The following is a 23,113-nucleotide window of genomic DNA, read 5'->3' as shown; positions in this document are numbered from 1 at the left end:
ACAGGCGTGCACTGTATGCACTCCCCTGCGCCCTGCAGGGTGATCGGCCGGATGGAGCGACTGCTGTTCCCGCTCAGCCCTCCTGGCCGGGACCGATCAGGGACGGGAGCGGGCAGAAGGGCTCCCAGCCAGGATGGAAGCGACGGCGCAGGCCGGCCACCGCTTCCATGCCGCGCAGGGTCACCTCGGGGGAGGTGGACAGACCGGCCGGGCCGAGGAGGCCGGTGACCGCGGCCCGGGCGGCGGCGGCCGGCAGACCGTGCCGCACCAGAGCCGCCTCGACGCCACCCGCCCCGGAGGTCAGCAGTTCCTCGGTGCTCGTGCGACAGACCTCGAGGTAGGCGCGGGTATGCCGACTGTGGCCCGTGGCACGCGGAGTGACGACCACGTTGGTGATGAGGTCGGGAGCGACCTGAAGGTGGCCGCCGAGACGCGGGTAACCCTTCCCGGTGGCGAGGACGTCGAAGGGCGGATGCAGTGTCGTCCCGTCGACGGCGCCTGTCGGCAGGGCATGGAACCTTTGCAGGGTTCCGCCGACCGGGACGAGTTGGCCGTCGGTGACGGGAGAGCCGGCGATGTCGGCGAGTACGGCGCGGAGCACGAACGCGAAGGCGCTCTGCGCGTTGTCGACGGCCCACCGGTCCGTCGGCAACGGTGAGCCGGGACGCCGGTGAACGGCGAGTTCACCGATGCCCTCGGCCCGAACGGCCACCGGATCCCGTTTCAGGATGCCCCTCAGCAGGTGGTCGGGAGAGGTGTGGATGATGTCGTAGTCGCCGTCGTTCCAGCCGGTCATCTGCTGGTCGGAGGAGGTGACCTCGACGAGGTTCACCTCCAGTCCGGCCTGCTGGAAGTAGCCGGAGTCGAGAGCGTGGTACAGATGGACGCCCCCGGCGCCGGGGAAGACGCCCACGGTCAGCCGTCGGGTGGGCGCACCGGGCCCCCGGAGCGTGTCCGGCGCGGAGACCGTGGCGGGACCGGACAGCTCGCGGTCGACGCTTCGGTGATCGGCAGACGTTCGGGCGTTGCGCATGGGGACGTTTCCTTCGCGTCAAAAGGCGGAGAGACCGGCTTGCGGGGCTTGGTCCCCTCGTCGCAAGGGACAGACAGGGACCTGCACGTGGCTGGTCGGCCGAGCGCTCCGGGGCGATCCCCCTGACCCGTCAGGCCCGGCAGCCCGGTCTTCACCGTGAAGCCGGCCTTGGTCTGCATAGGGCCGGGATGGCGCTCGCCGGAATCGACGGTAATCACTCACCGTCGATCAGTCGAATGACTGTTCTTCATGAGATATATAGATGCAGTGAATACTCCTTCGCGGTTCACGAGCACGATGGCCGGCCTGCATCGCGTGGATCTCAATCTGCTCCCGTTGCTCGCCGCCCTCCTCGAGCACCGCAGCGTCACGCGCGCCGCCCAGGCGGTCGGGCTGACGCAGCCGGCCATGAGCAACGCCCTGAGGCGCCTGCGGCACACGCTGGGCGATGAACTCCTCGTGCGGGTCGGCCGGGAGTACGTACTCACCGCGCGCGCCGGCGCACTGATCGGACCGGTCAACCTGATCCTGGAGACCGCGACCAACCAGGTGCTCAGTTCTCCGGTGTTCGATCCAGCGACCTCGGAGCGCACCTTCCGCATCGCGACGGCCAGTGCCGCCGCCCTCACCGTCCTTCCGGCCCTGAGCGCCACGCTCGCCGCGTCCGCACCGGGTGTCCGCCTCGACGTGGAAACACTTGAGCCCTCGACGGTCCTCACCCTGAGCGAGTCGACCGCGGACGTGGTGCTGTTGCCGGACGCCGTGCCGACCACGCTGCCGAGGGAGCGGCTCTACCAGGAGGACTGGGTCGTGGTCGCCGACGCGAACAACGACCGCATCGGCACGACACTCACCGCCGACGACCTCGCCCGGCTGCCGCACGTGGTGTTCGAGTCGGAAGGGGTGCGCGTCGGCGCCCAGCAGGTCCTCGCCCGGCTGATCCCCGAGCTCGTCGTACGGATCGTCGTTTTCGAGTTTCTGATGATCCCCTCGGTGGTGAGCGGCACTCCCCTGGTCGCGCTGCTGCAGCGTCGGCTCGCGGAGCGGGTGGCGGCGCCGAACGGGCTGCGGGTGATGGAGTCGCCGGTCCCCCTGCCCATGCTCGGAGTGGATCTGGTGTGGAATCCGCGCACCGCCGGCGACCCCGGGCGGGCGTGGCTGCGCAGGCAGCTCATTCAGGCTGTCGCATGACCACCGTGCAGGCGACGCGCGTTCATCTCGCGGTGGACGCATGCCGGCCCGGTGCCTAGCCGGAGGCCGAATCCCTGACGGGTCGCCTGACCACCCGGCCGCCCAAAATGCATACACTCTTGACTGCTTCCGGAGTCCGCCCGGCCCGCCAGAGCCGAACACCAGGCTCAGCCCCCTCGCCGAGAGTTCCGCAGCCGACGCGTGACGACGGGCCCACCCCCGGTTCCAACTCGGCACTCGCCTGCGCTCCTTGGGTCGCACGAGCCGCGCTACCACCGCACACAGGGCCCTCGTGACGTGCGGCGTCTCACACCGCCACCACCTCCCGGGCGGTAGCCGAGACCGCCCCGAAAGCCGGCCACATCCGGCGACCGCAGGAGAGGGTCAACGGTTTTCCCGACCACCCGCATGCAGGAGTTCCGTACTCCGCTCTTTACAGGCCCGTCATACTGTGCACACTTAGCGGTGCGAGGTGAGTCGCGGACGACGCAGCCAGGAAGAGCCCGAACCCGCCGATCCGAGCGGGCACGCCCGCACCCTCCGCACGCTGCGGCTGACACCGCGCACGCCGTCACCCAGGACATCCTCACCGCACCCCCCGATGCGAGAGAACCCTCACCGAAAAGCGAAGCACGTGAGAGGAAACGTCATGCACGACACCAGTCACCAAGGACGTCACACCAGCACCACCTGGCCACCCGTGACCCTGCTCGTCCTTGCGATCTGCGGCATCACCGTCATCTCCGACGGCTACGACGTCGTCATCTACGGCGCGGTGATTCCGTCTCTCCTCCACGAACCCGGATGGGGACTGACCCCCGCCGGAGCCGGCCTCATCGGTTCCTTCGCCCTGCTCGGCATGCTCATCGGAGCCACCACCGTCGGCACACTCACCGACCGGCTGGGCCGCCGCAGAATGCTTCTGTGCTGCCTCGCCTGGTTCTCGGTGATGACCGGCCTGTGCGCCACCGCCACCTCCCCGGAAACCTTCGGCCTCCTGCGCTTCCTCGCCGGCCTCGGCCTCGGCGGCGTCCTGCCCACCGCCAGCGCACTCAGCGGCGAGTACTCCCACCCCAAATCACGCAACCTGGTCTTCGCGATCCTCTTCAGCGGCTTCCCCATCGGCGGCATCATCGCCGCCCTCACCGGCATCTTCGTCATCCCCCGCTTCGGCTGGCAGGCCATGTTCCTCCTCGGCCTCCTGCCTCTCCTCCTCGTCGTCCCCCTGGCCTACAAACTCCTGCCCGAGTCCATCTCGTACCTCCAGGCACAAGGACGCCACACCGAGGCGGAAGAGACCGCCAACCGCTGGAACATCGCCCTGGACAGCGACCAGACGACCACCCCCGCGCCCGAACCTTCCCAGCCCCACACCGGCACCGACAGCACCTCGCCGGTACGGGCCCTCTTCTCCCGCACCTACCTCACAGCAACCCTGTGCTTCCTGCTGATGACCTGCCTGTGCCTGTTCATGATCTACGGCTTCAACACCTGGCTCCCCGAGATCATGCACCGCGCCGGTCACTCCACCGGCTCCTCACTCGGCTTCCTCCTCGTCTTCAACCTCGGCGCCGTCATCGGCACCCTCGTCATCTCCTTGGCGGCCGACCGCCTCGGCTCCAAGCCGATCATCACCACCACCTTCCTCACCTCCAGCGTCGCCGTCATCCTGCTCAGCCTCCAGCTGCCCACCACCGTCCTCTACGCAGCCGTCGCACTCGGCGGAATCGGCGCCATGGGCACCCAGACATTCGTCCTCGCCTACGTCTCCAAGCACTACCCCACACGCATGGGGGCCACCGCCCTGGGCTGGACACTCGGCTTCGGCCGCCTCGGCTCCATGCTCGCCCCACCCCTGCTCGGACTCATCATCGGAGCCGGGCTCGCCTTCCAATGGAACTTCTACGCGCTGGCCATACCCGGCCTCATCGGCGCACTACTGATCAGCCTCGTCCCCCGCACACCGGCAACAGTCACACCAACAGGACCCACGGGAGAAGGCGGAACCATCCGTCCCCTCGCCGAACAGACGTGACCGCACACAAGGACAGGGCCTCCGGGCGGCTCGGATCACCAGACGATCCGAGCCGCCCGGGGCCCTGTCGCCCCGTTCGAGCGCCGGCGAGGGAGACTCCGGACCGGCCGCGCTGTCGGACGAGGGTCGGGGCGGGCACGCGGAAGCCTGCGCCCCTCTCCCCGCCGGCCCGACTCGTGGATCTTCACTCGCCTCTACCGGAGGGCTCGGCCGTCGGCGACCTGGCCGACCGGCACACCGGCGCGCGACGCGATCCCCGCTGTCGGCAGTCCCCTACCGGAGGGTGACGGCCTGCCCAGGGTCTGCCGGAGTTCGGTCAGGCTCCCGGGTGCAGCCCGAGCGAGCCCGGCGACGGGTCTCCCTCGACCTCTCCGAGGTAGAGGGCGAAGGTCTGCTTCCAGCGCTCGATCGCGGCACGGTCGGCCATGAAGCGCGGGAAGCCGTCGAGGTTCCCGTTCGGGTACTGCCAGATGGGCTTCAGACCCGTCGGAGGGGTGACATCCGTACGGACCGACCAGCCGTTGGTGGCGGCCTGCTGCTGCTCGGTGGACAGCCGCCAGTTGAGGTAGAGCTTGGCAGCGGTCTGGTTCTTGGCCTGCTTCGGGATCGCCGCCCGCTGCCCCCCAGGACATGAACGGCGTCGCCGCGTCGGGGAGCACCCACTTGACGGGCCCGGTGGCCAGGGCCGCTCCGGAGCCGCCGACGCCGATCGCCTTCTGGCCACTGGTGACGGCGTCTCGGGGGGTGAAGCTGCCGCGGGCGAACTGCACGTCCTGGGAGCCCAGTCGGGCCAGCCAGTCCCAGCCGTACTTCCGCACGTAGAGCGCGTACAGGTAGAGGACCGCGTCGTCGTCGTGCGGGTAGGAGGAGGCGATCTTCCCCTTCCACTTGGCGTCGACGAGGTCGAGCGGGCTGGTGGGCACGTCCGAACCGACCGCCGCCGGGCCGTACATGAAGCTGAAGGCGCTCACCTGCACGGCGACCCAGGCACCGTGCGGGTCCTTGAAGGGGGCGTACACCTTGGAGAACCCGGCCGGCTTGTAGGCGAGCAGACGGCCCTGCTCCTTCCAGCGCACGAAGTCCTGGACGGTCTGCAGCTGTACGACGTCGGGCACGAGGGTGTCGGTGGCGAACTGGTTGTCCACGCGGACGTCGTGGTACTTGCTGTAGTCGACGACCACCGTCAGATCGATCCCGGGAAAGCGGCTCTTGAAGCCGCTGCGGAGGCCGTCCGCCTGCGTCGAGACATCGCCGCCCGCGTAGATCACGAGCTTTCCGCCCTCCGCGAGGGCGGCCTGGTAGAGCTCGTCGAGCGTGCGGGTCTCCTCGGCGCCTCCTGTTGTCCGGGCGGTGGTGGACGCCGCGGCGGGGGAGACGGTGGCGGCGGCCGCGCCTAAGCCGAGCGCGGCACCCGCGCCGGTCACGAGCAGACGGCGTCGGCTGGGAATGCTGGTCATGTGGGGGAGCCTTTCTGATGGGGGAAAGAAGCGCCGGGCCCGGCGGAGAGCTGGAGCACTGCGGGACGCCGGCAGCACGATGGGCGGCCTCGGCCAGGAGGGCCGGGACCAGGTCAGGAAGACAGATGCGGTGCGTGGCCGGAGGGGACACGGATGCGGTGCGCGGCCCGGGCGGCCCACTCCTCCTGGACGGCCGACGGCAGCGTCGGCCCCGCGGTGGCCACGAGGTGACGGGACGGAAGGCGAAGGGGGGACGGCGGCGACGCCTCGGTCAGCCCTCGGGTCTCGGCACGGTCCGGGTCACTGCTCGGCAACCGCACGGCACGGGACGCCCTGTCGCGGGCGGTGGGCCGCTCCCGCAGTGGGTCGAAGATCCAAGAGGTGTGCATGGCCCGCCCGTGCACCGCGACATGAGCCCCGATGCGCAGCGCATGGTGCACATCGGTTGAGCGGCGGGCCGACGCAGGGCGTGGCATCCGCACCCCGGTCCCGGCACGGATGCCTCCGCGGACCTCAGAACATGGTGTTGTCGTTGGCGCTGTTCTCCGGCACCTCCTGGATCACGTCCCAGTGCTCGACGATCTTCCCGTCGGCGACGCGCCAGAAGTCGGCGACGGCCATGCCGCGGTCGCCGGGCTTGAGGTGCAGATTGCTGTGGGTGACCACGAGGTCCCCTTCGGCGATCGCACGCTTGATGTCCAGGCGCAGCTCGGGGAACTGCCCGCGCAGCCAGTGAACGTAACCGGCGAACGCCTGCGGGCCGTCCTGCGCTTCGGGGTTGTGCTGGGTATAGGTCTCGCCGAGGTGCGCGGCGACGGCCTGCTCCGGCTGGTAGTCGTTGAACGCCTGCTCGTAGAAGGCGATCACGAGCGCCTTGTTGTCAGCAGCGGACACGGAAAACTCCTGCCTCGCGGTGGTTCGGGTGGTAGGGCTAGCTAGTCGCTCATCGCCTCGCGGACGAGTGCGGTGTCGACGAACTGTTCGAAGCGGACGATGAGGCCGCCGCGTACGACGAAGTGGTGGGCGACGCGGACGTCGACGGGCTTGCCGGTGGCTTTGTTGGTGGCGGTGTAGCGGGCGAGGACGACGACGTTCTCGCCGTCGACGACGTAGGTGTCGTCGTGGGCGGTCCAGCCGTCCCAGTCCTGGCCGAGTTTCTCCATCACGTGGGCGGTGACACCGTCGGGGGTGCGGTAGGTGCCGGCGAGGGGGAAGCCGGCCATCTCCGTCCATTCCACGTCGGGGGCGAGGGTGGCGCGCAGGGCTGCCAGGTCGCCGGCGGCGGAGGCGAGGTACTGACGCCGTACGACGTCGGCGGGGGCGGTGGCGGGGGCGGCGTAGGTGGTGGAGGGGATGGACTCGGTCATGTTCAGCCCCACTTCATCTCGCCCTTGGCGACCTTCGCGCCGATCTGGGCGGCGATGAGCATGCCGTTGTCTGGGTAGCGCTTGACGAGGGCTTCGGTGAGGGAGGCGCCGTCGGCGGCGTTGTCGAGTTCCTCTTCGAAGGCGAGGAGGTAGGCGCGGGTGGCGGCGATCGCGGAGGCGTCGGCCGGGGTGCCGGGCAGGCGGTGGCCGGGGACGACGAGCTGCGGGTTGAGGGCGGTCATCTCGTCGAGCAGGTCGGTCCAGGCGGCGCGGTCGCCGGGGGTGGGGGTGTCGGCGACCCAGACGTGTTCCTGCTGGAAGAGCAGGACGCCGCCGAGGAGGGCGCGGTGCTCGGGCTGCCAAAGGTAGTGGCGGTCGGGCAGGCCGGCGGGGCCGCCCCTGAGTTCGAAGCGGTGGCCTTCGAGGGTGAGGTCGCCGGTCAGCGGGGTGAGGTCGACCAGGCGGGTGGGGAGGTTGGGGCCGAGTGCGGCCCAGGCCTTGAGCTTGCCTTCATAGGAGTGCTGGATGTGGTCGATGACGATCGGGGTGGCGACGAAGACGGCGTCGGGGAAGGCGTCGGCGATCACTTCGGCGCCGAAGTAGAAGTCGGGGTCGGCGTGGCTGATGAAGACGGTCGTCAGCTGCTTGCCGGAGTCGAGGATCTCGGCGGCCAGCCGGTGGCCGTCGGCGCGGGTGAAGGCGGCGTCGACCAGCAGGGCTTCGGTCTCGCCGGTGACGAGGGTGGCGGTCTTGTTCTTGCTGCCGGCCGGGAAGTCGAGGTCGAGGACCTTGAAATCGAGCGTGCTCATGCGGAACTCCTGGAGGGGGGATGGGGCAGAAGAAGGAAGTCAGGTGACGGCCAGGGCTGCGAGCCGCTGATCGACCTTGTCGGCGGTGGCGTGGCCGTGGGCCAGGGAAGTGACGGCATCGCCGTCCATCGCAAGCAGGGTGGGGAAGCCCGTGACGCCCAGTCCGGCCGCGCGGTGGAAGTCGTCTGCCGCCGCTTTCGGCGCCTCGGGGCCCTCGAAGGCACAGACCACGGCGTCGGCGTCGAGCCCGGCCGCCCTGGCGACCCCGTAGTAGGTGGCCGCCTCCGACAGGCTGAGGCCGTCGACGTAGAAGGCGTGCTGGAGAGCCGCGGCGAGTTCCGGCGCGCGGTCGGGGGCAGCCCGGCGCAGGGCGGCGACACCGCGGGCGGCGGCCTCGGAGTCCATGACGAACGAACCGTCGGCGATCAGCCGCTCGTAGCCCTCGCCGAACTCGGCCCCGGTCAGCTCCGCGATCTGCGCGTTCGCACCCTGGACGTAGCCGAACTCACGGATCGGCACCCGGCGCGCCCCGGTGAACAGACCGCCGGAGACCACCTCCACCGGCAGCCCGGGGTGGCGGGAGACCACCTCGCGCAGCGTGGCGGAGAAACCGTGCGACCAGCCGCAGTAGGCGTCGAAGACGTAGACCAGCTTCATCGAGGACCTCGGCAAGGACGTGTGCCCGCCGTGTGCGAGCAATTCACCTGACGAAACAGTATCTGAATCCTCAAGTATTTTCGACTCGTGCGAGGTGGACCATGGGTCCGACTCGTGCGAGATGGACCATGGGTGTGACTGAGGTCAGTACACCGGCGCTCCGCGGGTCCGCCGGCTAGGTGTATTGCCCTGTGAGGTTGGGGACGCGGCTGGCGGGTGGTTTGCCTGCGAGCGCGGTGTGTCCGCGGTGGTGATTGTAGGTGTGCAGCCAGTCGGGGAAGGCGTCGCGTCGTTCGGCTTCTGAGCGGTAGGGGCGGGCGTAGGCCCACTCGTCGAGCAGGGTGCGGTTGAAGCGTTCGACCTTGCCGTTCGTCTGCGGCCGGTAGGGCCGGGTTCGCTTGTGGGTGATCCCGGCCGTGGTGAGCAGGTCGCGCCAGTCGCGTGAGCGGTAGCAGGAGCCGTTGTCGGTCAGGACGCGTTCGACGGTGATCCCGCACGCCGTGAAGAACGCCTGGGCGCGGGTCCAGAAGCCGGTGGCGGTCTCTTTCTTCTCGTCGGTGAGGATCTCGCTGTAGGCGAGGCGGGAGTGGTCGTCGACGGCGGTGTGCAGGTAGCTGTAGCCGGCGTTCGAGCGGGTCTTGCGGCCCGCTTGGCGGCCCAGGATCTTGTGTCCGCCGCCGTCGGGGATGTTGCCGAGCTTCTTGATGTCGACGTGCACCAGCTCGCCTGGCCTGTCGCGTTCGTAGCGGCGTATGACACGGCCGGTGGTCCGGTCCAGGTGCGTCAGGCGGGCCAGCCGGTAGCGGGTGAGCACGCGGTGCACGGTCGAGGGCACCAGGCCGAGCAGGTGCGCGATGCGGGCCGGTCCCCAGCGGCGCAGCACGCGGACCTTGATGATCCGCCGTTCTGTGCGGGTCGGGGTGCGGCGCGGGCTGGAGTGGGGACGGCTGGAGCGGTCGGCCATGCCTGCCTCGCCGAGTCGGCGGTAGCGGTCGGCCCAGCGCCGGGCGGTGGTCGGCGAGACCTGGAAGCGTTCGGCGGCCCGGCGCAGGGGCCAGCCGTCCTCGACCACGCAGCGGGCCAGACGCAGACGGCCGGTCTCGGTCAGGGGTGCATTACGGTGGGGCACGAGGGCCTTTCTGTTGCTGGTGCAGATGTCGCAATCCACACCAGGCCAGAAGGCCCTCACCCATTTCAAGATCAATCAGCCGTGATCCCTGTCACCGTCCACAACCTCCCGGGACAGAACAGCTAGGGCAGCCGTGGCAGCACGTCACGAGCCGCATGACTGAGCACGCGGAGATCCTCCGCGAAACGCTCGCGGTCCGGTGCGGGGAGCGGCTCCACGAAGTACCGCTTGATGTTCTCCAGGTGGACCAGAGACGCGCGTACGGCCGTCTCCTCACCCAGCGGGGTCAGCCGCACCAGCTTCCCGCGCCGGTCGGTGAGGGATTCCGCGCGCGTCACGAGACCCGCCGCCTCCATACGATCCACCAGCCGGGTGGCGCCGCCGGTGGTCAGGACCTGCTCCTGGGCGATGGCCCGCATCGAGAGACCCGGCTCCTCCGCCCGGCCGAGGATCAACAGCACCTCGAACATCAGATGGCTGATGCCGCACTCCACCTCGAGCGCCCGGCCGAGAATGTACTCCAGCCGATTGGCCGCCCCCTGCAACCGTCCGAACGCCAGAATGAGCTCGTGGTCGGCAGCCTCCTTCGCCGTCCTGATCTCCGCTTCCTCGCCCACGGCCGCGCCGCCCCTCTCGTCGTCCCGGTACCCACCGTACCGATCATGACGGCTCGACCAGTCGAGCGACAGCGGCTCCGTCGTTCGGGCTGTGCGACGAGCCCGGGCGGAGCCGGGCGGCCGCCTCCCCCACCCGACGGTGCCAGGGCCTCCCGCCTTCGGTTCGCAGAGCGATCCCGAGCCGGCAGGAGGCCCGTCGGGCCGTCGACGACGGATCGACGCAGCCGCTCAGTTGATGCGGACGATTCGCCAGAGCTGGTCGTCGTTGCTCAGGTCGTTCCACTGGACGACCGGAGCGCCGTTGCTCGTGGAGGACTGGGCGATACCGGCGTTGAAGCCGCTGTTGACGTTCCTGAGCTTGTAGTAGCCGTCGCCCGCGTCGGTGAGTGTCCATTTCTGTGAGTCGGCGGTGGAGGGTGTGTTCTGGACGACGGCGGCTCCCGCGGTGGTGGAGCCGCTCCCGATGTCCAGGTTGAGGTTGCTGTTGACGTTCTTGATGGTCCAGGCTCCGCCGCCCGCGGACTGGAAGGTGAACAGCTGGCAGAAGCAGCCGGAGTTGTTCCACTGCTGGACAGCCGTGCCGGTGGCGGTGGAGGCCTGGGGGATGTCGAGGTACCTGCCGCTGTTCTTGTTGACGAGGACGTACTGCCCGGTGCCCAGCGGGGGCAGGGCGGTCTGGGTGAAGTCCCAGCGCTGGCAGTCACAGTTGGTGCCGCTCCACTGGACGGCCTGCGTTCCCACGGCCGTGGAGGCACCCGGGATCTCCAGGTACTTGCCGGTCACGCGGTTGGTGATCGTGTAGCCGCCGGCGGGGTGCGGGGCGACGGCCCATTCGTGGTCGAGGGTGCCGTTGTCGTCCCACTGCAGGATCCTCGCGCCGTCGGCGGTGGACTGGTTCTGTACGCCCAGTACCTTGCCACTGGCCACGTTGAAGATCTTGAAGTAGCCGGACGGCTGCTGGGCGAAGCGCCACCTCTGGTCGGTGCCGTTGGTGGTGCTCTGCTGGGTCGCCCCGGTGCCGTTGGTGGTGGAACCGCCGGCGATGGTGAGCTTCAGGTCGCTGTTCGCGTTGGACAGGGTGTAGGTGGCGCCGTTGGAGATGCCGCCGCCCAGGTCGACGACGCTGTACGTGACCGGGTTGAGGCCGGTGCTTCGCCCGCGGCCCCCGCTGAGCACCATCAGGCTGTGGCCGTCGGCCAGCGGGAGCATGCCCCGGCTGTAGCCCCTGGCGACGTTGGAACGCATACGGGTCCAGGCGTTCGCCGCGCCGTTCTGCGTGTTGACGAACAGATCGTCCTGGGTGTCGCCGCTGACGACGAGGGTGCCGTTCGGGCCGCCGGCGGGCAGCCAGGTGACGAAGGGCGCGCCGCTGGGGATGGTGCCGTCGGTCGACCGCAGCACCTGGCCGGGGGCGGAGAGGAACGCCTCGGGGTCCGAGGAGATCTTGTAGTACACGGAGCAGCCACCTTCGGGCGCGCCGCAGTACTCGTACGTCATGACGTAGTTGCCGTTGGGCAGCCGGGTGACCACGGGCATGCCGGGGCGGGCGGCGTAGGTCGGTACCGCCACGTCGTCCACGACCGGGCCCCAGTTACGGATGTCCGTGGAGACCTGGTGGACGAGCTTCTGGCCGTGGTCGGGGTCGCGCTGGTCGGAGTAGTAGACGATCAGCTTGTCGCCGGAGACGAGGAAGAAGGGCTCCCACACCGGCGTGTAGCCGTTGCTGGATATCGCCCGTCCACCGGTGGCGATGTTGGTGATGAAGCTCCAGGTCTGGCCGCGGTCGGTGCTGGCATAGACATCGATCTTGATGGCCGCGCGGTCGGCGGGGACGGAGGCTCCGGCAGCGAGGATGGTGCCTGCCGGGAAGCCGCCCATGGCCTTGGGGAGTTCGAAGAGCTCGGGCTCCCAGCGCATGCCCCAGCCGTTCTGGGTGTCGGCGACGTCCGAGATCTTCGTCCAGGAGTTGCCGTTGTCGGTGCTGCGGTAGATCGGGAAGACCGGTGTGCCGTTGGTGTACTGCTCGAACGTCGACAGAATCGTGCCGTTGGCCGAGCCGTTGTGCTGCAGACGCATCGCCCGCGGATAGAGCGAACCGGGCGAGGGCGCGTCCGCCGGCGGCGTGTACAGGGTCTGCGACGGGCGGGCCTCTGCCTCCGCCCGGCCCGCGGCGGGCAGGGCCAAGGTCGCTACCGCGACGATCAGGGACAACAACAACGTGAGGAGGGAGAGAGGACGGGAACGCGGAGCGGCGCCGGGTCTGGCGCCTGTCTGCGCAGGGGACATGTGCGGCTCCCAAGGGAAGGGATGGGGATGTTTTCGGTGCCCGCCGTGGCCCGCGCTATCCAGGCGGAGCGGCGGAGTCAATGAACGGCGTCGATGAACGGCGTCGATGAACGGCGTCGATGAGCGGCGTCGGCCGGTGCGACGCCGGAGTGCGGACGGCGTCGCGGTGCCTCGCGGTGCCTCGCAGCGCCTCGCAGTGCCTCGCGGTGCCGATGCCGCCGACGGCCGCGCGGTGAGTCGGCCGTCGGGACCGGCGCAGGGGGCGGTCGGGCCTGCGGCCGGGCGCCCTGCCGAGGACGGGGATGGGTGCTGCTCAGACGGCCGGAGGCGCCGTCCGTCCGTGCGGGGCCGGCGGGGGCGCGGTCGAGCCGCGGACGACGAGTTCGACAAGTGGCTCGCTCGCCGCGGGCGGCTCGGTGTGCGGCTCCTCGATGGCGTGCACGAGTAACGTGACCCCTTCCCGTGCCGCGGCGTCGAAGGGCTGACGCACGGTGGTCAGGGGCGGGGTGACGTGGGCGAAGACGGGGTTGCCGTCGAAACCGACCACGCTGATGTCCTCCGGCACACGCCGGCCGGCCTCGCGCAGGGCGTGGATCACGCCGATGGCCATCTCGTCGCCGGCCGCGAACACCGCGCTCACGCAGCTGTCCGCAGCGAGCCGACGGCCTGCCTCGTAGCCGGAGTCGGGTGACCAGTCCCCCTCGATCACGGGGGGTTCGTACGCCCCCCGGGCCGCCAGCGCCGCCCGCCAGCCCTCCGTACGGTCCTTGGAGGCGTACCACCGTCGTGGACCGGCGAGGTGGTGAACGGTCGTGTGCCCCAGATCCAGCAGGTGGTCGGTGGCGGCCCGCGCCAGTTCGTGGGCGCCGACGCTGACGCTCAGGGTGCGGGCGGATGCGAAGGCCGGCGGTGCGCCCAGGAAGAGGACCGGCACGTCGACCTCGAGGGACACCTCTCCTTCCACAATGGGCTCGGAGACGACGATGCCGTCCACGCCCTGTTCGAGGAGCGAGGTCACAGAGCCGGCGATGCCATCGGGGTCGCCGTCCACCGTGTTGACCACCCGCAGTGCGTAACCGGCGTCCCGCACGGCCTTTTCGACACCCACGAGGAGCGAGGCGGTTCCGTATCCGGCCGTGCCCAGGGCGACGACACCGATGGAACGGTTGCGCCCCGAGGCCAGCGCCCGCGCCGCGTGGTTGAGCCGGTATCCGAGTCCCTCGGCGGCGTCGAGGACGCGTCGGCGGACCTCGTCGGAGACATACGGCTCGTCGTTGAGGACCCGCGACACCGTCTTGCGCGAGACACCGGCCGCACGAGCCACGTCCTCACTGCGCGGCGCGGACGCCTCCGCGCCCCGCCCCACCACTCGCGCCATGAGAACTCCTGTCGGTCGGGCATATGCCTGCATCAGGCGAGGTCAGCAGTATGACCGCGCGGTCACTGACCGCGCGGTCATATCTACTCAGCCGGGAGGTCGCCCGTCAAGAGCGCACACAGCGCCACTTCCGTCCACGCGGCATTTCCCAGGTCGGCGCGCACGCCATCGAGGGGGTCTTGACAGCGGGTCGCCTGACCGTTCACTCTTCGACGCGTCCACCCGATCGACCACGTTCGATCGCGTTTACTTCTGGTCGAATCAGCGACCGCTTCCCGTCATGCCCCTTGAGCCGATGCGCCATGCCCGGGACATGACAGCCCCTCAGGAGCCGAAATGCGCCATTCATCCCTTGGTCAGTCCCTCCCGGGTACCAGCCGCCGCACCGTGGTGCGCGGACTCGGTGGGGCCGTTCTACTCGGTGCGGGCGCTCCCCTGCTCAGCGCCTGTGGCGGCAGCGGCGGCACGGCCGCCGACCCGAAGTCCGTCACCCTCGGCTCCAACGCGTCGGACGCGGTGCCGAAGAAGGCGTTCGCCGAGATCTACGCGGCCTTCAAGAAGCGGTCCGGGATCGCGGTCGACGTGAACACCAAGGACCACAACACGTTCCAGGAGCAGATCAACTCCTACCTGCAGGGCACGCCGGACGACGTGTTCCACTGGTTCGCGGGCTACCGCATGCAGTTCTTCGCGGCCAAGGGCCTCGCCACGCCGATCGACGACGTGTGGAAGACGATCGGGGGCAACTTCCCCGAGGCGATGCAGAAGCTCAGCAAGGGCGAGGACGGCAAGTACTACTTCGTGCCGCTGTACACGTACCCCTGGGCGGTCTTCTACCGCAAGAGCGTCTTCCAGCAGTACGGCTACGAAGTCCCCACCACCTGGTCCGACTTCATCGCCCTGTGCAAGCGGATGCGGAAGGACAAGCTGGTCCCGATCGCCTTCGGCGACAAGGACGCCTGGCCCGCGCTCGGCACCTTCGACCAGATCAACTTCCGTACCAACGGCTACGACTTCCACGTCGAGCTGATGGCGGGCAGGGCCTCCTGGACCGACGCCAAGACCCGCGCCGCCTTCGACAACTGGGCCGAGATCCTCCCCTACCACCAGGAGGGCGCCGTCGGCCGTACCTGGCAGGACGCCGCGCAGACCCTGGTGGCGAAGAAGGCCGGCATGTACCTGCTGGGCAGCTTCGTCGGGCAGCAGTTCACGAACAAGGACGACCTGGACGACCTGGACTTCTTTGCCTTCCCGGAGATCGACCCGGCGTACGGCCAGGACACCGTCGAGGCCCCGACCGACGGCTTCATGCTCAGCAAGGCCCCGAAGAACAAGGCGGCCGCCGTCGAGCTGCTGGAGTTCCTCGGCACCCCCGAGGCCGAGCAGATCTACCTCAAGGCCGACCCGAACGTGGTGGCCGCCTCCACCAAGGCCGACACCTCCTCGTACACGCCCCTGCAGAAGAAGGCGTACGAGATGATCTCCGGCGCCAAGAGCCTCACCCAGTACATGGACCGCGACAGCCGCCCGGACTTCACCTCCACGGTGATGCAGCCGGCGCTGCAGAAGTTCATCCGCGACCCCAAGGGCGTCGACAGCCTGCTCTCGTCCATCGAGCGCCAGAAGAAGACGATCTTCGCCTCCTCATGACGACGACCGAGACCCGCACCGACCACCCGGCCATCCCGGAGGCGTCCACCGTGCCGCCTCCGGGCTCGGCCCACGTCCCCGCCCAGAAGGTCCCACACGGCCACAAACGCCTGCTCACCCGGCGCGACCGGCTCACCCTGGGCCTGATGGCGGGCCTGCCGACGATCCTGCACGTGGCTCTCGTGTGGGTGACGGCCCTGGCCTCGATCGCGCTGGCCTTCACCACCTGGGACGGCATCGGCTTCGACCGGATCCAGTGGGTCGGGCTGCAGAACTTCAAGGAACTGTTCGAGCAGAACCCGCAGTTCTGGCCCGCCGTCCAGCACAACGTCATCTGGTTCGTCGCCCTGATCCTGGTCCCGACCCCGCTGGGCCTCTTCCTGGCCGTACAGCTGGACAAGAAGATCCGGTTCAGCCGGGTGTACCAGACGGCCTTCTTCCTGCCGGTCGTCATGTCGATGGCCGTCATCGGATTCGTGTGGCAGCTCGTCTACAACCCCGACACGGGCCTGATCAACAGCCTGATCGGCGCCAACGAGCCGGGCACGTACATCGACTGGATCGGCGACCCCGACCTCAACCTCTGGGCCATCCTCATCGCCGCGTCCTGGCGCCACACCGGCTACATGATGATCCTCTACCTGGCCGGCCTGAAGGGCGTCGACCCCTCCCTGCGGGAGGCCTCGTCCCTGGACGGCGCCAACGAGTGGCAGACGTTCAAGAACGTCATCTTCCCGACCCTGCGTCCCACGAACACCGTCGTCCTGGTCGTCACCATCATCGAGGCCCTGCGCGCCTTCGACCTCGTCTACGTCTTCAACGGCGGCGCCGAGGGCACCGAGCTGCTGTCGATCCTCGTGACCAACAACATCATCGGTGAGTCCAGCCGCATCGGATACGGGTCGGCGATCGCCGTCGTCCTGCTGCTGATCTCGCTCGTCGTGATCATTCCGTATCTGATCAGCACCTTCCGGAAGGAGCGGAGCGCATGAGCACCACCGTCGTGACCCAGGGCCGTACGCCGCCGCGCCCCGCCCGGATCCTGCTGCACGTCTTCCTCGCGGGTGCGGCACTGGCGTGGCTGGCGCCCCTGCTGTGGGCCCTGTACGCCGCCATGCGCCCGTACGGCGAGACCAGCGAGAAGGGCTACGTCTCGTGGCCCGACAAGCTGAGCCTGGACAACTTCACGAACGCGTTCACCCAGTCGGACATGACGCACTACTTCGTGAACACCCTGATCATCGCCGTCCCGGCGGTGCTGCTCACGCTGTTCCTGTCGTCGATGGTCGCCTTCTACGTCAGCCGCTTCGACTTCCGCGTCAACATCTTCCTGCTCCTGGTCTTCACCGCCGGCAACCTGCTCCCGCAGCAGGTCATCATCACCCCGCTGTACCGCCTGTACCTGCTCATCGACATCCCCGGCATCACCATGTCCGGCAAGCTGTACGACTCCGCCCTCGGCCTGGTCCTCATCCACGTGGCCTTCCAGTCCGGGTTCTGCGCCTTCGTGCTCAGCAACTACATGCGCTCCCTGCCGCACGAGCTGACCGAGGCCGCTCTCGTCGACGGCGCGTCGGTGTGGCGCCTGTACTGGCAGATCGTGCTGCCACTGTGCCGCCCGGCCATGGCAGCCCTGGCGACCCTGCTCTCCATCTGGATCTACAACGACTTCTTCTGGGCCCTCGTCCTCATCTCCACCGGCGAGAACATGCCCATCACCTCGGCCCTGAACAACCTCTCCGGCCAGTACTTCACCGACCCCAACCTGGTCGCCGCCGGCGCCCTGCTCACCGCCATCCCCACCCTGATCGTCTACTTCGCGCTCCAGCGGCAGTTCGTCAGCGGCCTGACCCTGGGCGCCAACAAGGGCTGACAGGCCCACCTCCCTCCCCCATCACCACTCGGAGTACCACCAGTGAGCACCGCACGCCGCCTTCGCCTGCCCGGAATCGCCTACGGAGGCGATTACAACCCCGAGCAGTGGCCCGAGGAGGTCTGGGCCGAGGACATGCGCCTGATGCGCGAGGCCGGGGTGACCATGGTCAGCGTCGGCATCTTCTCCTGGGCGCTGCTCGAACCGTCCGAGGGCGTGTACGACTTCGGACGCATGGACCGGATCCTCGACCTCCTCCACGAGAACGGCATCGCCGCCGACCTGGCCACCCCCACCGCCGCCCCGCCCGCCTGGTTCTTCCAGGCGTACCCGGAGGCGCTGCCGGTCGACCGGGACGGCCGCCGGCTGTCGTACGGCAGCCGCCAGACCTTCTGCCCGTCGAGCCCCGCCTATCGCGAGGCGGCCCTGCGGATCGCCCGCGCCCTGGGCGAGCGGTACGCCGACCACCCGGCCGTCGTCATGTGGCACGTCCACAACGAGTACGGCTGCCACAACGACGCCTGTTACTGCGACACCAGCGCCGCCGCCTTCCGTACCTGGCTGCGCGCCCGCTACGACGACCTCGACGCCCTCAACCACGCCTGGGGCACCACCTTCTGGAGCCAGTGGTACTACGACTGGGACCAGATCCTGCCACCCCGCGCCACCGCGGCCCCGCCGAACCCCACCCACCAACTGGACTGGCGGCGGTTCTGCTCCGACGAGCTCCTCTCGCTGTGCACCGCCGAACGCGACGTGCTGCGCCAGGCCGCTCCGGACCTCCCGGCGACCACCAACCTCATGGTCCTGCGCACCTTCGACGCTCTCGACTACTGGCGCTGGGCACCGGAGTTGGACGTCCTCTCCAACGACCACTACCTGATGTCCGACGACCCGGAGGCGGAACTCGACATCGCCCTCAGCGGCGACCTGATGAGGTCGCTCGCCGACGGCCCGTGGTTCCTCATGGAGCACTCGACCGGCGCCGTGAACTGGCAGTCCGTCAACCGCGCCAAGCAGCCGGGAGAGATGCGGCGCAACGCCCTGGCGCATGTGGCCCACGGCGCCGACGGCATCGCCTTCTTCCAGTGGCGTGCGGCGAAGGCAGGCGCCGAGCAGTGGCACTCGGCGATGCTCCCGCACACCGGTACCGACAGCCAGATCTGGCGGGACGTCGTCCAACTGGGCGCGGACCTGAAGGCCTTGGCCGAGGTGCGGGACTCCACCGTCGCGGCGCAGGTGGCGATCGTGTGGGACTGGGACGCCCGGTGGGCGCTGGAACTGCCCTCCCAGCCCAGCGGCGAGCTGCGCTATCAGGACCTGGTGCGCGACTGGTACACACCCCTGTGGCGGGCAGGGGTAGCCGTCGATTTCGTACGCCCCGACGACCCCGGACTCGACCGCTACAAACTCGTCCTCGCCCCGTCGCTGTACCTGGTGGCGGAGGCGGCCGCGGCGAACCTCGCACGGTTCACCGAAGGCGGGGGCACACTCGCCGTCGGTTTCCACAGCGGCATGGTCGACGAGAACGGCCACGTGTACCTGGGCGGCTACCCCGGCGCGTTCCGCGATGTGCTCGGCGTGGTCACCGACGAACTCTTCCCCCTGCTGCCGGGAGAGACGACCGGCCTGACCGGCGCCGTGCCCGCGGGCGCCACGGCCGACCTGTGGTCGGAACGAGTCCGGCTCGCCGGCGCCCAGGCCGTCGTCTCCCACGCGGACGGCCCCCTGGCCGGCCACCCGGCCGTCACCCGGCACCAGCACGGCAACGGCACCGCCTGGTATCTGGCCACCCACCCCGACCAGAACACGCTCGCCGCCCTGCTCCACCGCATCCGCCAGGAGGCCGACGTGACACCGGAGCATGATGCGCCCGCCGGAGTCGAGGTGGTCCGGCGCCGCGGCACCCGGGCCGACTACCTGTTCCTCATCGACCACACCGGCAAGGGCGCCGAAGCGCCCGCCGAAGGCGTCGAACTCCTCACCGGCACACCGGTCACCGGCACCGTCACCGTCCCCCCGGGAGGCGTCGCCGTGGTCCGCGAGCCCCACTGACCCGTCCGCGGCCCGCCTCGCCGATGACGGCGGCCCGTTCCCGCCACCGGCGAACTCCCCGTCCTCGGCAGGACGTCCCACCGGTCCCTGATCAGGTGGAAGGCCGACCGCTTCGGCCGGGCGGCCGCCTGATCGGGTTGGGCAGGGGCAGATACCGCGCGTCCGCGCCGTCCGCTCCCGTCCATCTCAGCAGCAGATTCGTCTTGCCCGGCAGCGTGGGCGAGTCGAGGAGGCCGGCGATCTCCGGTACCTCCTCGTGGCACCCCAACCGCCTCCGTACGGCGGGCCAGGGATCGACCCCCGGGTGGTGTTCGACCAGGGCCGCCGCGATCTCCAGGAGGTTGTTGACGAAGAGGCAGTAGACCAGCCGTTCCCAGCCCGCCTCGCGCGTCACGTCCGGGAGGAGCTTCACGCCCTCGGCGTCGCGGTAGACGGCCCGCACGGGCGTGCCCGAGGGGTCGCAGGCGATGACGGTGTTCTGCAGGTGGGCCTCCAGGACGACACCATGGCCGTGGAAGGCGTCGAGAGCCGGGGGGACGACCGCGCGCAGATACGCCTCCCACCAGGCCTCGGGATCGCCCGCGCGGGCCAGCGGGTTGCCGGGGAAGGCCTCCGCGCTCTCGGTGAGGGCGGCGGCGAGGAAGGGCGTGGCACCGGCGGGCACATGGCCGCCCAGTCCGTCCCTCACCAGGACGGCCAGTTCCTCGAACGCGAAGTCGGCGGTGCGGTAGCCCCGGTCGCTCAGCCAGGCGGCCGGCAGCCCCGCGAAGGCCTCGGTGACCGCACGGTCCGTCCGGCGCAGTGCGAGCAGGTCGTGGCGCCACAGCCGGCGGATGTCGTTGGTGATCCGCACGTCCAGGCTGAACTTGAGGAAGAGATCGGCCGGGAGAGCGCCCCCGGACACGGTGCCGGGCAGGGTGTCCGGCACGGCCTCGGGTACGTACACCGTGCGGATCGCCGCCGTCGGCCACACCTCGCCGTCCGCCGGGCCCAGCCGTACGAGGCGGCCGTCGGCGAACGCGTCGGCCAACTCTGCTCCCACCAGGTCGAGTTGCCAGGGGTGTGCGGGAAGGAGCCGGTAGCCGGGGGGCGCCGAGCCCAGTGTGTCGAGGGCGGTGGTGTCGCCCTCCTCGACCACCGCGTCCTCGCGGACACCGAGGAGGACCAGCGGGAAGCGGGCGTACGCCTCGGGCGCGTACGGCAGCCAGCCGGCGACGGGGCCGCCGCCTCGGGCCTTGGGGGCGGGGTGGAAGGGATGGCCGGTGATCAGGGACTGCTCGGAGCGCCGGTAGGGGTCCTCGGGCGCCGGAGCGTGGGCGCGCGCGGCGAGGATGGCGGCCACGGCCTCGCGGCTGTCGAGCATCTCGGCGGGCAGCTCGGAGTTGGACAGGCCGGTGAGGGCGCGGAGTTCCTCGGCGGCGAGTTCGACGAGTTCGGTGTGGGTGAGCGGATGCCAGGCTCCCGCCGTGCGCACCTCGGGGTGCGCGGGGCGGCGCGTACCGCGTACGCGCAGGACCCGACCGCCGGCCCTGAGGCGGTGCACTCCGACCGCGCCCGACGACTCGACCGGCTCTCCCGCCTCCCGCAGAAGGCAGTTGAGCAGGGGTGCGGCGGCGTGGGCGTCGGCGGCCGAGCCGATGCTGTCGCGGGGCGGGTTGGCGTCCACGGGGTCCATTCGTTCCATACGGTGCACTCGTGATCAGTATGTCTGCCCGTCACGCTTCGTCGCGAAGCGGTCGTGCGCCGTCCCGGCGGGAAGCGGCCGTGATCCGTCCCGTTCGGGGACGGGTCGCACGGGCCGCCGTCGCGAAGCGGCCCTGTGACGTTTCGCCGCGCCGCCTCATGCGTCGCGGTAGTGGCGGGCGGGCAGTGGTCGTACGCCGATGTCGACGCGGGTTCCCTGTCCGTCCCGCCCTTCCCCTGCCCCTCTGCCCCCGCACCCGCACCCGCACCACCCCGTCCCGCACCCGAGGAGCCCGTCCGTGGACCGTCCCCCGTTGTCCGACGCCGAGGCGGCGCTCGGCGCCGACCTGGGCGCCGTACGCCCCGATCTGACGCTGCCGTACACGTCCGCGCTGCCCGGCGCCCGGGCGGCCGTGCTGTCCCGGCTGTGGCGGGGCCTCGTCCATGAGCCGGTGCCCTGGGTGGTACGCCGGGACGCGGCAGGGGGCGACGGGGTCACGCTCCACCTCGCCGACGGCCGCCGACTGCACGGCCCGGCCGTGGACCCGTACGGCACCGCCGCCCGCGTCGAGGACGTGTGGTTCGACGAGCGGTCGTACGATCGTCCGGCGCGGCTCATGACCGCCCTGGCCGTTCCGCACAGCGCCGCCTTCGCCGCCGAACTCGACCACAGTGTTGCCTCGTTGGCGCTGTCCCGCGCCAACCGGACCGCTCCGGCGGCCTCCTTGGACAGCTCGTCCGCGAGGGAGAGCTGGGAGTGGGAGCAACTGATCGTCGACGGGCATCCCTTCCACCCCAACTGCCGTTCCCGGCCCGGCTTTTCGGCAGGCGACCAGCTCGCCTACGGGCCGGAGCACCGGCAGGTGGTGCGGCTGGGGCTCGCGCCCGTGGAGGACGCGTTGGTCGTCGGAGAGTGGCCGGAGGCGTGGCGGGAGGCGTGGCGGGACGGTGGCCGGGTGCTGGTCCCGGTGCATCCGTGGCAGGCGGCGCATGTGCTCAAGTCCCCCTTGGGGGAGGTGATCGAGGCCCATCCGCTGATGTCCCTGCGCACCCTCGCCCTCCCGGACGGCGGACCGCACGTCAAGACCGCGCTGAGCGCCCGGCTGACCTCCTCCGTGCGGGACATCTCCGCCTACTCGATCGAGACCTCGGCGATCGTGTCGGACTTCATGGCCGAGGTCTCCGCCCGCACCGACGGGTTGCTGCACGTGACCCGCACGGTCGGCGCGGTCACCGCCGGCTCGCCGGATCTGGCGGCGGTGCTGCGCGAGTCGCCGGAGACGTACGCGGACACGGCGACGGGTGAGCGGGTCCTGCCGGTGGCCGCGCTCGCGGAGACCGAGTTGCCCCGGTCGCCTTCCTGGCTGGCGGACTTCACCCGTCTCACGCTCACGGTCGCCCTCCGGCTGCTCGACCTGGGTGTGGCCCTGGAGGCGCACGGCCAGAACCTCCTGGTGGTCCTGTCCCCCTCGGGTGCCCCCCGCCGCCTCGTCTACCGCGACCTCGCGGACATCCGCGTCAGCCCCGCCCGCCTCGCCCGGCACGGCGTTCCGGCCCCCGCGATGACCGGCCGGATCATCACGGACGACGAGACCACCCTGCGCCGCAAGCTGTTCGGCGCCCTGATCACGGGCACGCTCGGTGCCACGGCCGGTTCGACGCCCGTACTGCGCGAGGCTCTCTCCCTCGCCGTACGGGATCTGCCGCGCACCCCCGATCTGGGCACGCTGCTGGAGGGGCCCGTACCGACGAAGGCGTTGACGCTGATGCGACTTTCGCCGGAGCGGCCCGGCGACATCTGGGCGGAACTGCCGAGTCCGCTGCGGTGACCAGTGGAGGTCGGCGGGGCCGGAGGGGGCCGGGTTCGCGTCGTCCGTCCGGTGAACGGACCGT

The 23,113-nt window shown here is 70.1% G+C and carries 18 protein-coding genes and 1 pseudogene; 7 read left to right on the top strand and 12 right to left on the bottom strand.

Annotation, left to right across the window (positions count from 1 at the left end; all coding sequences use genetic code 11):
- Positions 1–73: 73 nt before the first annotated feature.
- Positions 74–1,033, bottom strand: a complete 960-nt coding sequence (locus OG272_RS39335) for a hypothetical protein (protein WP_327727089.1) — start codon at positions 1,031–1,033, stop codon at positions 74–76.
- 267 nt (positions 1,034–1,300) lie between these two features.
- Between OG272_RS39335 and OG272_RS39330 the strand changes: the two genes are divergently transcribed.
- Positions 1,301–2,224 carry a LysR family transcriptional regulator gene (locus OG272_RS39330; protein WP_328505750.1) on the top strand — a complete coding sequence of 308 codons (924 nt, stop codon included), beginning with the start codon at positions 1,301–1,303 and terminating at the stop codon, positions 2,222–2,224.
- A gap of 649 nt (positions 2,225–2,873) precedes the next feature.
- Complete coding sequence (locus tag OG272_RS39325; protein WP_327727091.1) at positions 2,874–4,259, top strand: aromatic acid/H+ symport family MFS transporter; 1,386 nt, start codon at positions 2,874–2,876, stop codon at positions 4,257–4,259.
- A gap of 316 nt (positions 4,260–4,575) precedes the next feature.
- On the opposite strand, the pseudogene OG272_RS39320 reads toward OG272_RS39325, so the two are convergent.
- The 10 genes and pseudogenes from OG272_RS39320 to OG272_RS39275 form a co-directional block, all read right to left on the bottom strand.
- Positions 4,576–5,716, bottom strand: a pseudogene (locus OG272_RS39320) (ABC transporter substrate-binding protein).
- 113 nt (positions 5,717–5,829) lie between these two features.
- Positions 5,830–6,105 carry a hypothetical protein gene (locus OG272_RS39315; RefSeq protein ID WP_405895653.1) on the bottom strand — a complete coding sequence of 92 codons (276 nt, stop codon included), beginning with the start codon at positions 6,103–6,105 and terminating at the stop codon, positions 5,830–5,832.
- Positions 6,106–6,229: 124 nt separating this feature from the next.
- On the bottom strand, positions 6,230–6,610 hold the full coding sequence (locus tag OG272_RS39310; protein WP_405895652.1) for a nuclear transport factor 2 family protein: 381 nt from the start codon (positions 6,608–6,610) through the stop codon (positions 6,230–6,232).
- A 41-nt stretch (positions 6,611–6,651) separates the two neighbouring features.
- A complete protein-coding gene (locus tag OG272_RS39305) occupies positions 6,652–7,083 on the bottom strand; it encodes a nuclear transport factor 2 family protein (protein ID WP_327727095.1) in 432 nt (143 codons plus the stop codon).
- Positions 7,084–7,085: 2 nt separating this feature from the next.
- Entirely contained in the window at positions 7,086–7,892 is an 807-nt protein-coding gene (locus OG272_RS39300) for an MBL fold metallo-hydrolase (RefSeq protein WP_405895651.1), read from the bottom strand.
- Between the two features lie 39 nt (positions 7,893–7,931).
- Complete coding sequence (locus OG272_RS39295) at positions 7,932–8,549, bottom strand: DsbA family protein (protein ID WP_326575109.1); 618 nt, start codon at positions 8,547–8,549, stop codon at positions 7,932–7,934.
- Positions 8,550–8,724: 175 nt separating this feature from the next.
- Complete coding sequence (locus OG272_RS39290; protein ID WP_405893138.1) at positions 8,725–9,678, bottom strand: IS481 family transposase; 954 nt, start codon at positions 9,676–9,678, stop codon at positions 8,725–8,727.
- Positions 9,679–9,800: 122 nt separating this feature from the next.
- The gene (locus OG272_RS39285; RefSeq protein WP_326575111.1) at positions 9,801–10,295 is read right to left on the bottom strand and encodes a MarR family transcriptional regulator; all 495 of its coding nucleotides are present in this window, start codon (positions 10,293–10,295) and stop codon (positions 9,801–9,803) included.
- A gap of 228 nt (positions 10,296–10,523) precedes the next feature.
- Positions 10,524–12,581: an RICIN domain-containing protein gene (locus OG272_RS39280; protein WP_327727098.1), complete on the bottom strand. Its 2,058-nt coding sequence runs from the start codon at positions 12,579–12,581 to the stop codon at positions 10,524–10,526.
- A 313-nt stretch (positions 12,582–12,894) separates the two neighbouring features.
- On the bottom strand, positions 12,895–13,959 hold the full coding sequence (locus OG272_RS39275) for a LacI family DNA-binding transcriptional regulator (RefSeq protein WP_326575115.1): 1,065 nt from the start codon (positions 13,957–13,959) through the stop codon (positions 12,895–12,897).
- A gap of 336 nt (positions 13,960–14,295) precedes the next feature.
- Between OG272_RS39275 and OG272_RS39270 the strand changes: the two genes are divergently transcribed.
- Genes OG272_RS39270 through OG272_RS39255 form a run of 4 tightly spaced genes read left to right on the top strand, consistent with a single transcriptional unit; the run spans position 14,296 to position 19,537 of the window.
- Positions 14,296–15,609: an ABC transporter substrate-binding protein gene (locus OG272_RS39270; protein ID WP_405895650.1), complete on the top strand. Its 1,314-nt coding sequence runs from the start codon at positions 14,296–14,298 to the stop codon at positions 15,607–15,609.
- The gene (locus tag OG272_RS39265; protein ID WP_327727100.1) at positions 15,606–16,601 is read left to right on the top strand and encodes a sugar ABC transporter permease; all 996 of its coding nucleotides are present in this window, start codon (positions 15,606–15,608) and stop codon (positions 16,599–16,601) included. The genes OG272_RS39270 and OG272_RS39265 overlap by 4 nt, the downstream gene beginning before the upstream one ends.
- The gene (locus OG272_RS39260) at positions 16,598–17,482 is read left to right on the top strand and encodes a carbohydrate ABC transporter permease (RefSeq protein WP_326575120.1); all 885 of its coding nucleotides are present in this window, start codon (positions 16,598–16,600) and stop codon (positions 17,480–17,482) included. Before OG272_RS39265 ends, OG272_RS39260 begins: the two co-directional genes overlap by 4 nt.
- Positions 17,483–17,524: 42 nt before the next feature.
- Positions 17,525–19,537, top strand: coding sequence for a beta-galactosidase (locus OG272_RS39255; RefSeq protein ID WP_405895649.1), 2,013 nt, complete (start codon positions 17,525–17,527; stop codon positions 19,535–19,537).
- Positions 19,538–19,628: 91 nt separating this feature from the next.
- Here the strand turns inward: OG272_RS39255 and OG272_RS39250 are convergent, their stop codons facing one another.
- The gene (locus tag OG272_RS39250) at positions 19,629–21,212 is read right to left on the bottom strand and encodes an IucA/IucC family protein (protein WP_327732087.1); all 1,584 of its coding nucleotides are present in this window, start codon (positions 21,210–21,212) and stop codon (positions 19,629–19,631) included.
- 307 nt (positions 21,213–21,519) lie between these two features.
- Between OG272_RS39250 and OG272_RS39245 the strand changes: the two genes are divergently transcribed.
- Positions 21,520–23,049 carry an IucA/IucC family protein gene (locus tag OG272_RS39245; RefSeq protein ID WP_327727105.1) on the top strand — a complete coding sequence of 510 codons (1,530 nt, stop codon included), beginning with the start codon at positions 21,520–21,522 and terminating at the stop codon, positions 23,047–23,049.
- Positions 23,050–23,113: the final 64 nt, after the last annotated feature.

It is taken from the genome of Streptomyces sp. NBC_00104, from assembly GCF_045160825.1.
GTDB lineage: Bacteria > Actinomycetota > Actinomycetes > Streptomycetales > Streptomycetaceae > Streptomyces.
Note: the sequence above shows the minus strand (reverse complement) of the source record. Positions and strands in the feature narration are given on the sequence as shown.

Bases quoted from the DNA above. Each gene is read 5' to 3' on its own strand.
- OG272_RS39335 (WP_327727089.1), bottom strand. From the start codon at position 1,033: ATGCGCAACGCCCGAACGTCTGCCGATCACCGAAGCGTCGACCGCGAG.
- OG272_RS39325 (WP_327727091.1), top strand. From the start codon at position 2,874: ATGCACGACACCAGTCACCAAGGACGTCACACCAGCACCACCTGGCCA.
- OG272_RS39315 (WP_405895653.1), bottom strand. From the start codon at position 6,105: ATGCACACCTCTTGGATCTTCGACCCACTGCGGGAGCGGCCCACCGCC.
- OG272_RS39305 (WP_327727095.1), bottom strand. From the start codon at position 7,083: ATGACCGAGTCCATCCCCTCCACCACCTACGCCGCCCCCGCCACCGCC.
- OG272_RS39300 (WP_405895651.1), bottom strand. From the start codon at position 7,892: ATGAGCACGCTCGATTTCAAGGTCCTCGACCTCGACTTCCCGGCCGGC.
- OG272_RS39295 (WP_326575109.1), bottom strand. From the start codon at position 8,549: ATGAAGCTGGTCTACGTCTTCGACGCCTACTGCGGCTGGTCGCACGGT.
- OG272_RS39280 (WP_327727098.1), bottom strand. From the start codon at position 12,581: ATGTCCCCTGCGCAGACAGGCGCCAGACCCGGCGCCGCTCCGCGTTCC.
- OG272_RS39275 (WP_326575115.1), bottom strand. From the start codon at position 13,959: ATGGCGCGAGTGGTGGGGCGGGGCGCGGAGGCGTCCGCGCCGCGCAGT.
- OG272_RS39270 (WP_405895650.1), top strand. From the start codon at position 14,296: ATGCGCCATTCATCCCTTGGTCAGTCCCTCCCGGGTACCAGCCGCCGC.
- OG272_RS39265 (WP_327727100.1), top strand. From the start codon at position 15,606: ATGACGACGACCGAGACCCGCACCGACCACCCGGCCATCCCGGAGGCG.
- OG272_RS39260 (WP_326575120.1), top strand. From the start codon at position 16,598: ATGAGCACCACCGTCGTGACCCAGGGCCGTACGCCGCCGCGCCCCGCC.
- OG272_RS39250 (WP_327732087.1), bottom strand. From the start codon at position 21,212: ATGGACCCCGTGGACGCCAACCCGCCCCGCGACAGCATCGGCTCGGCC.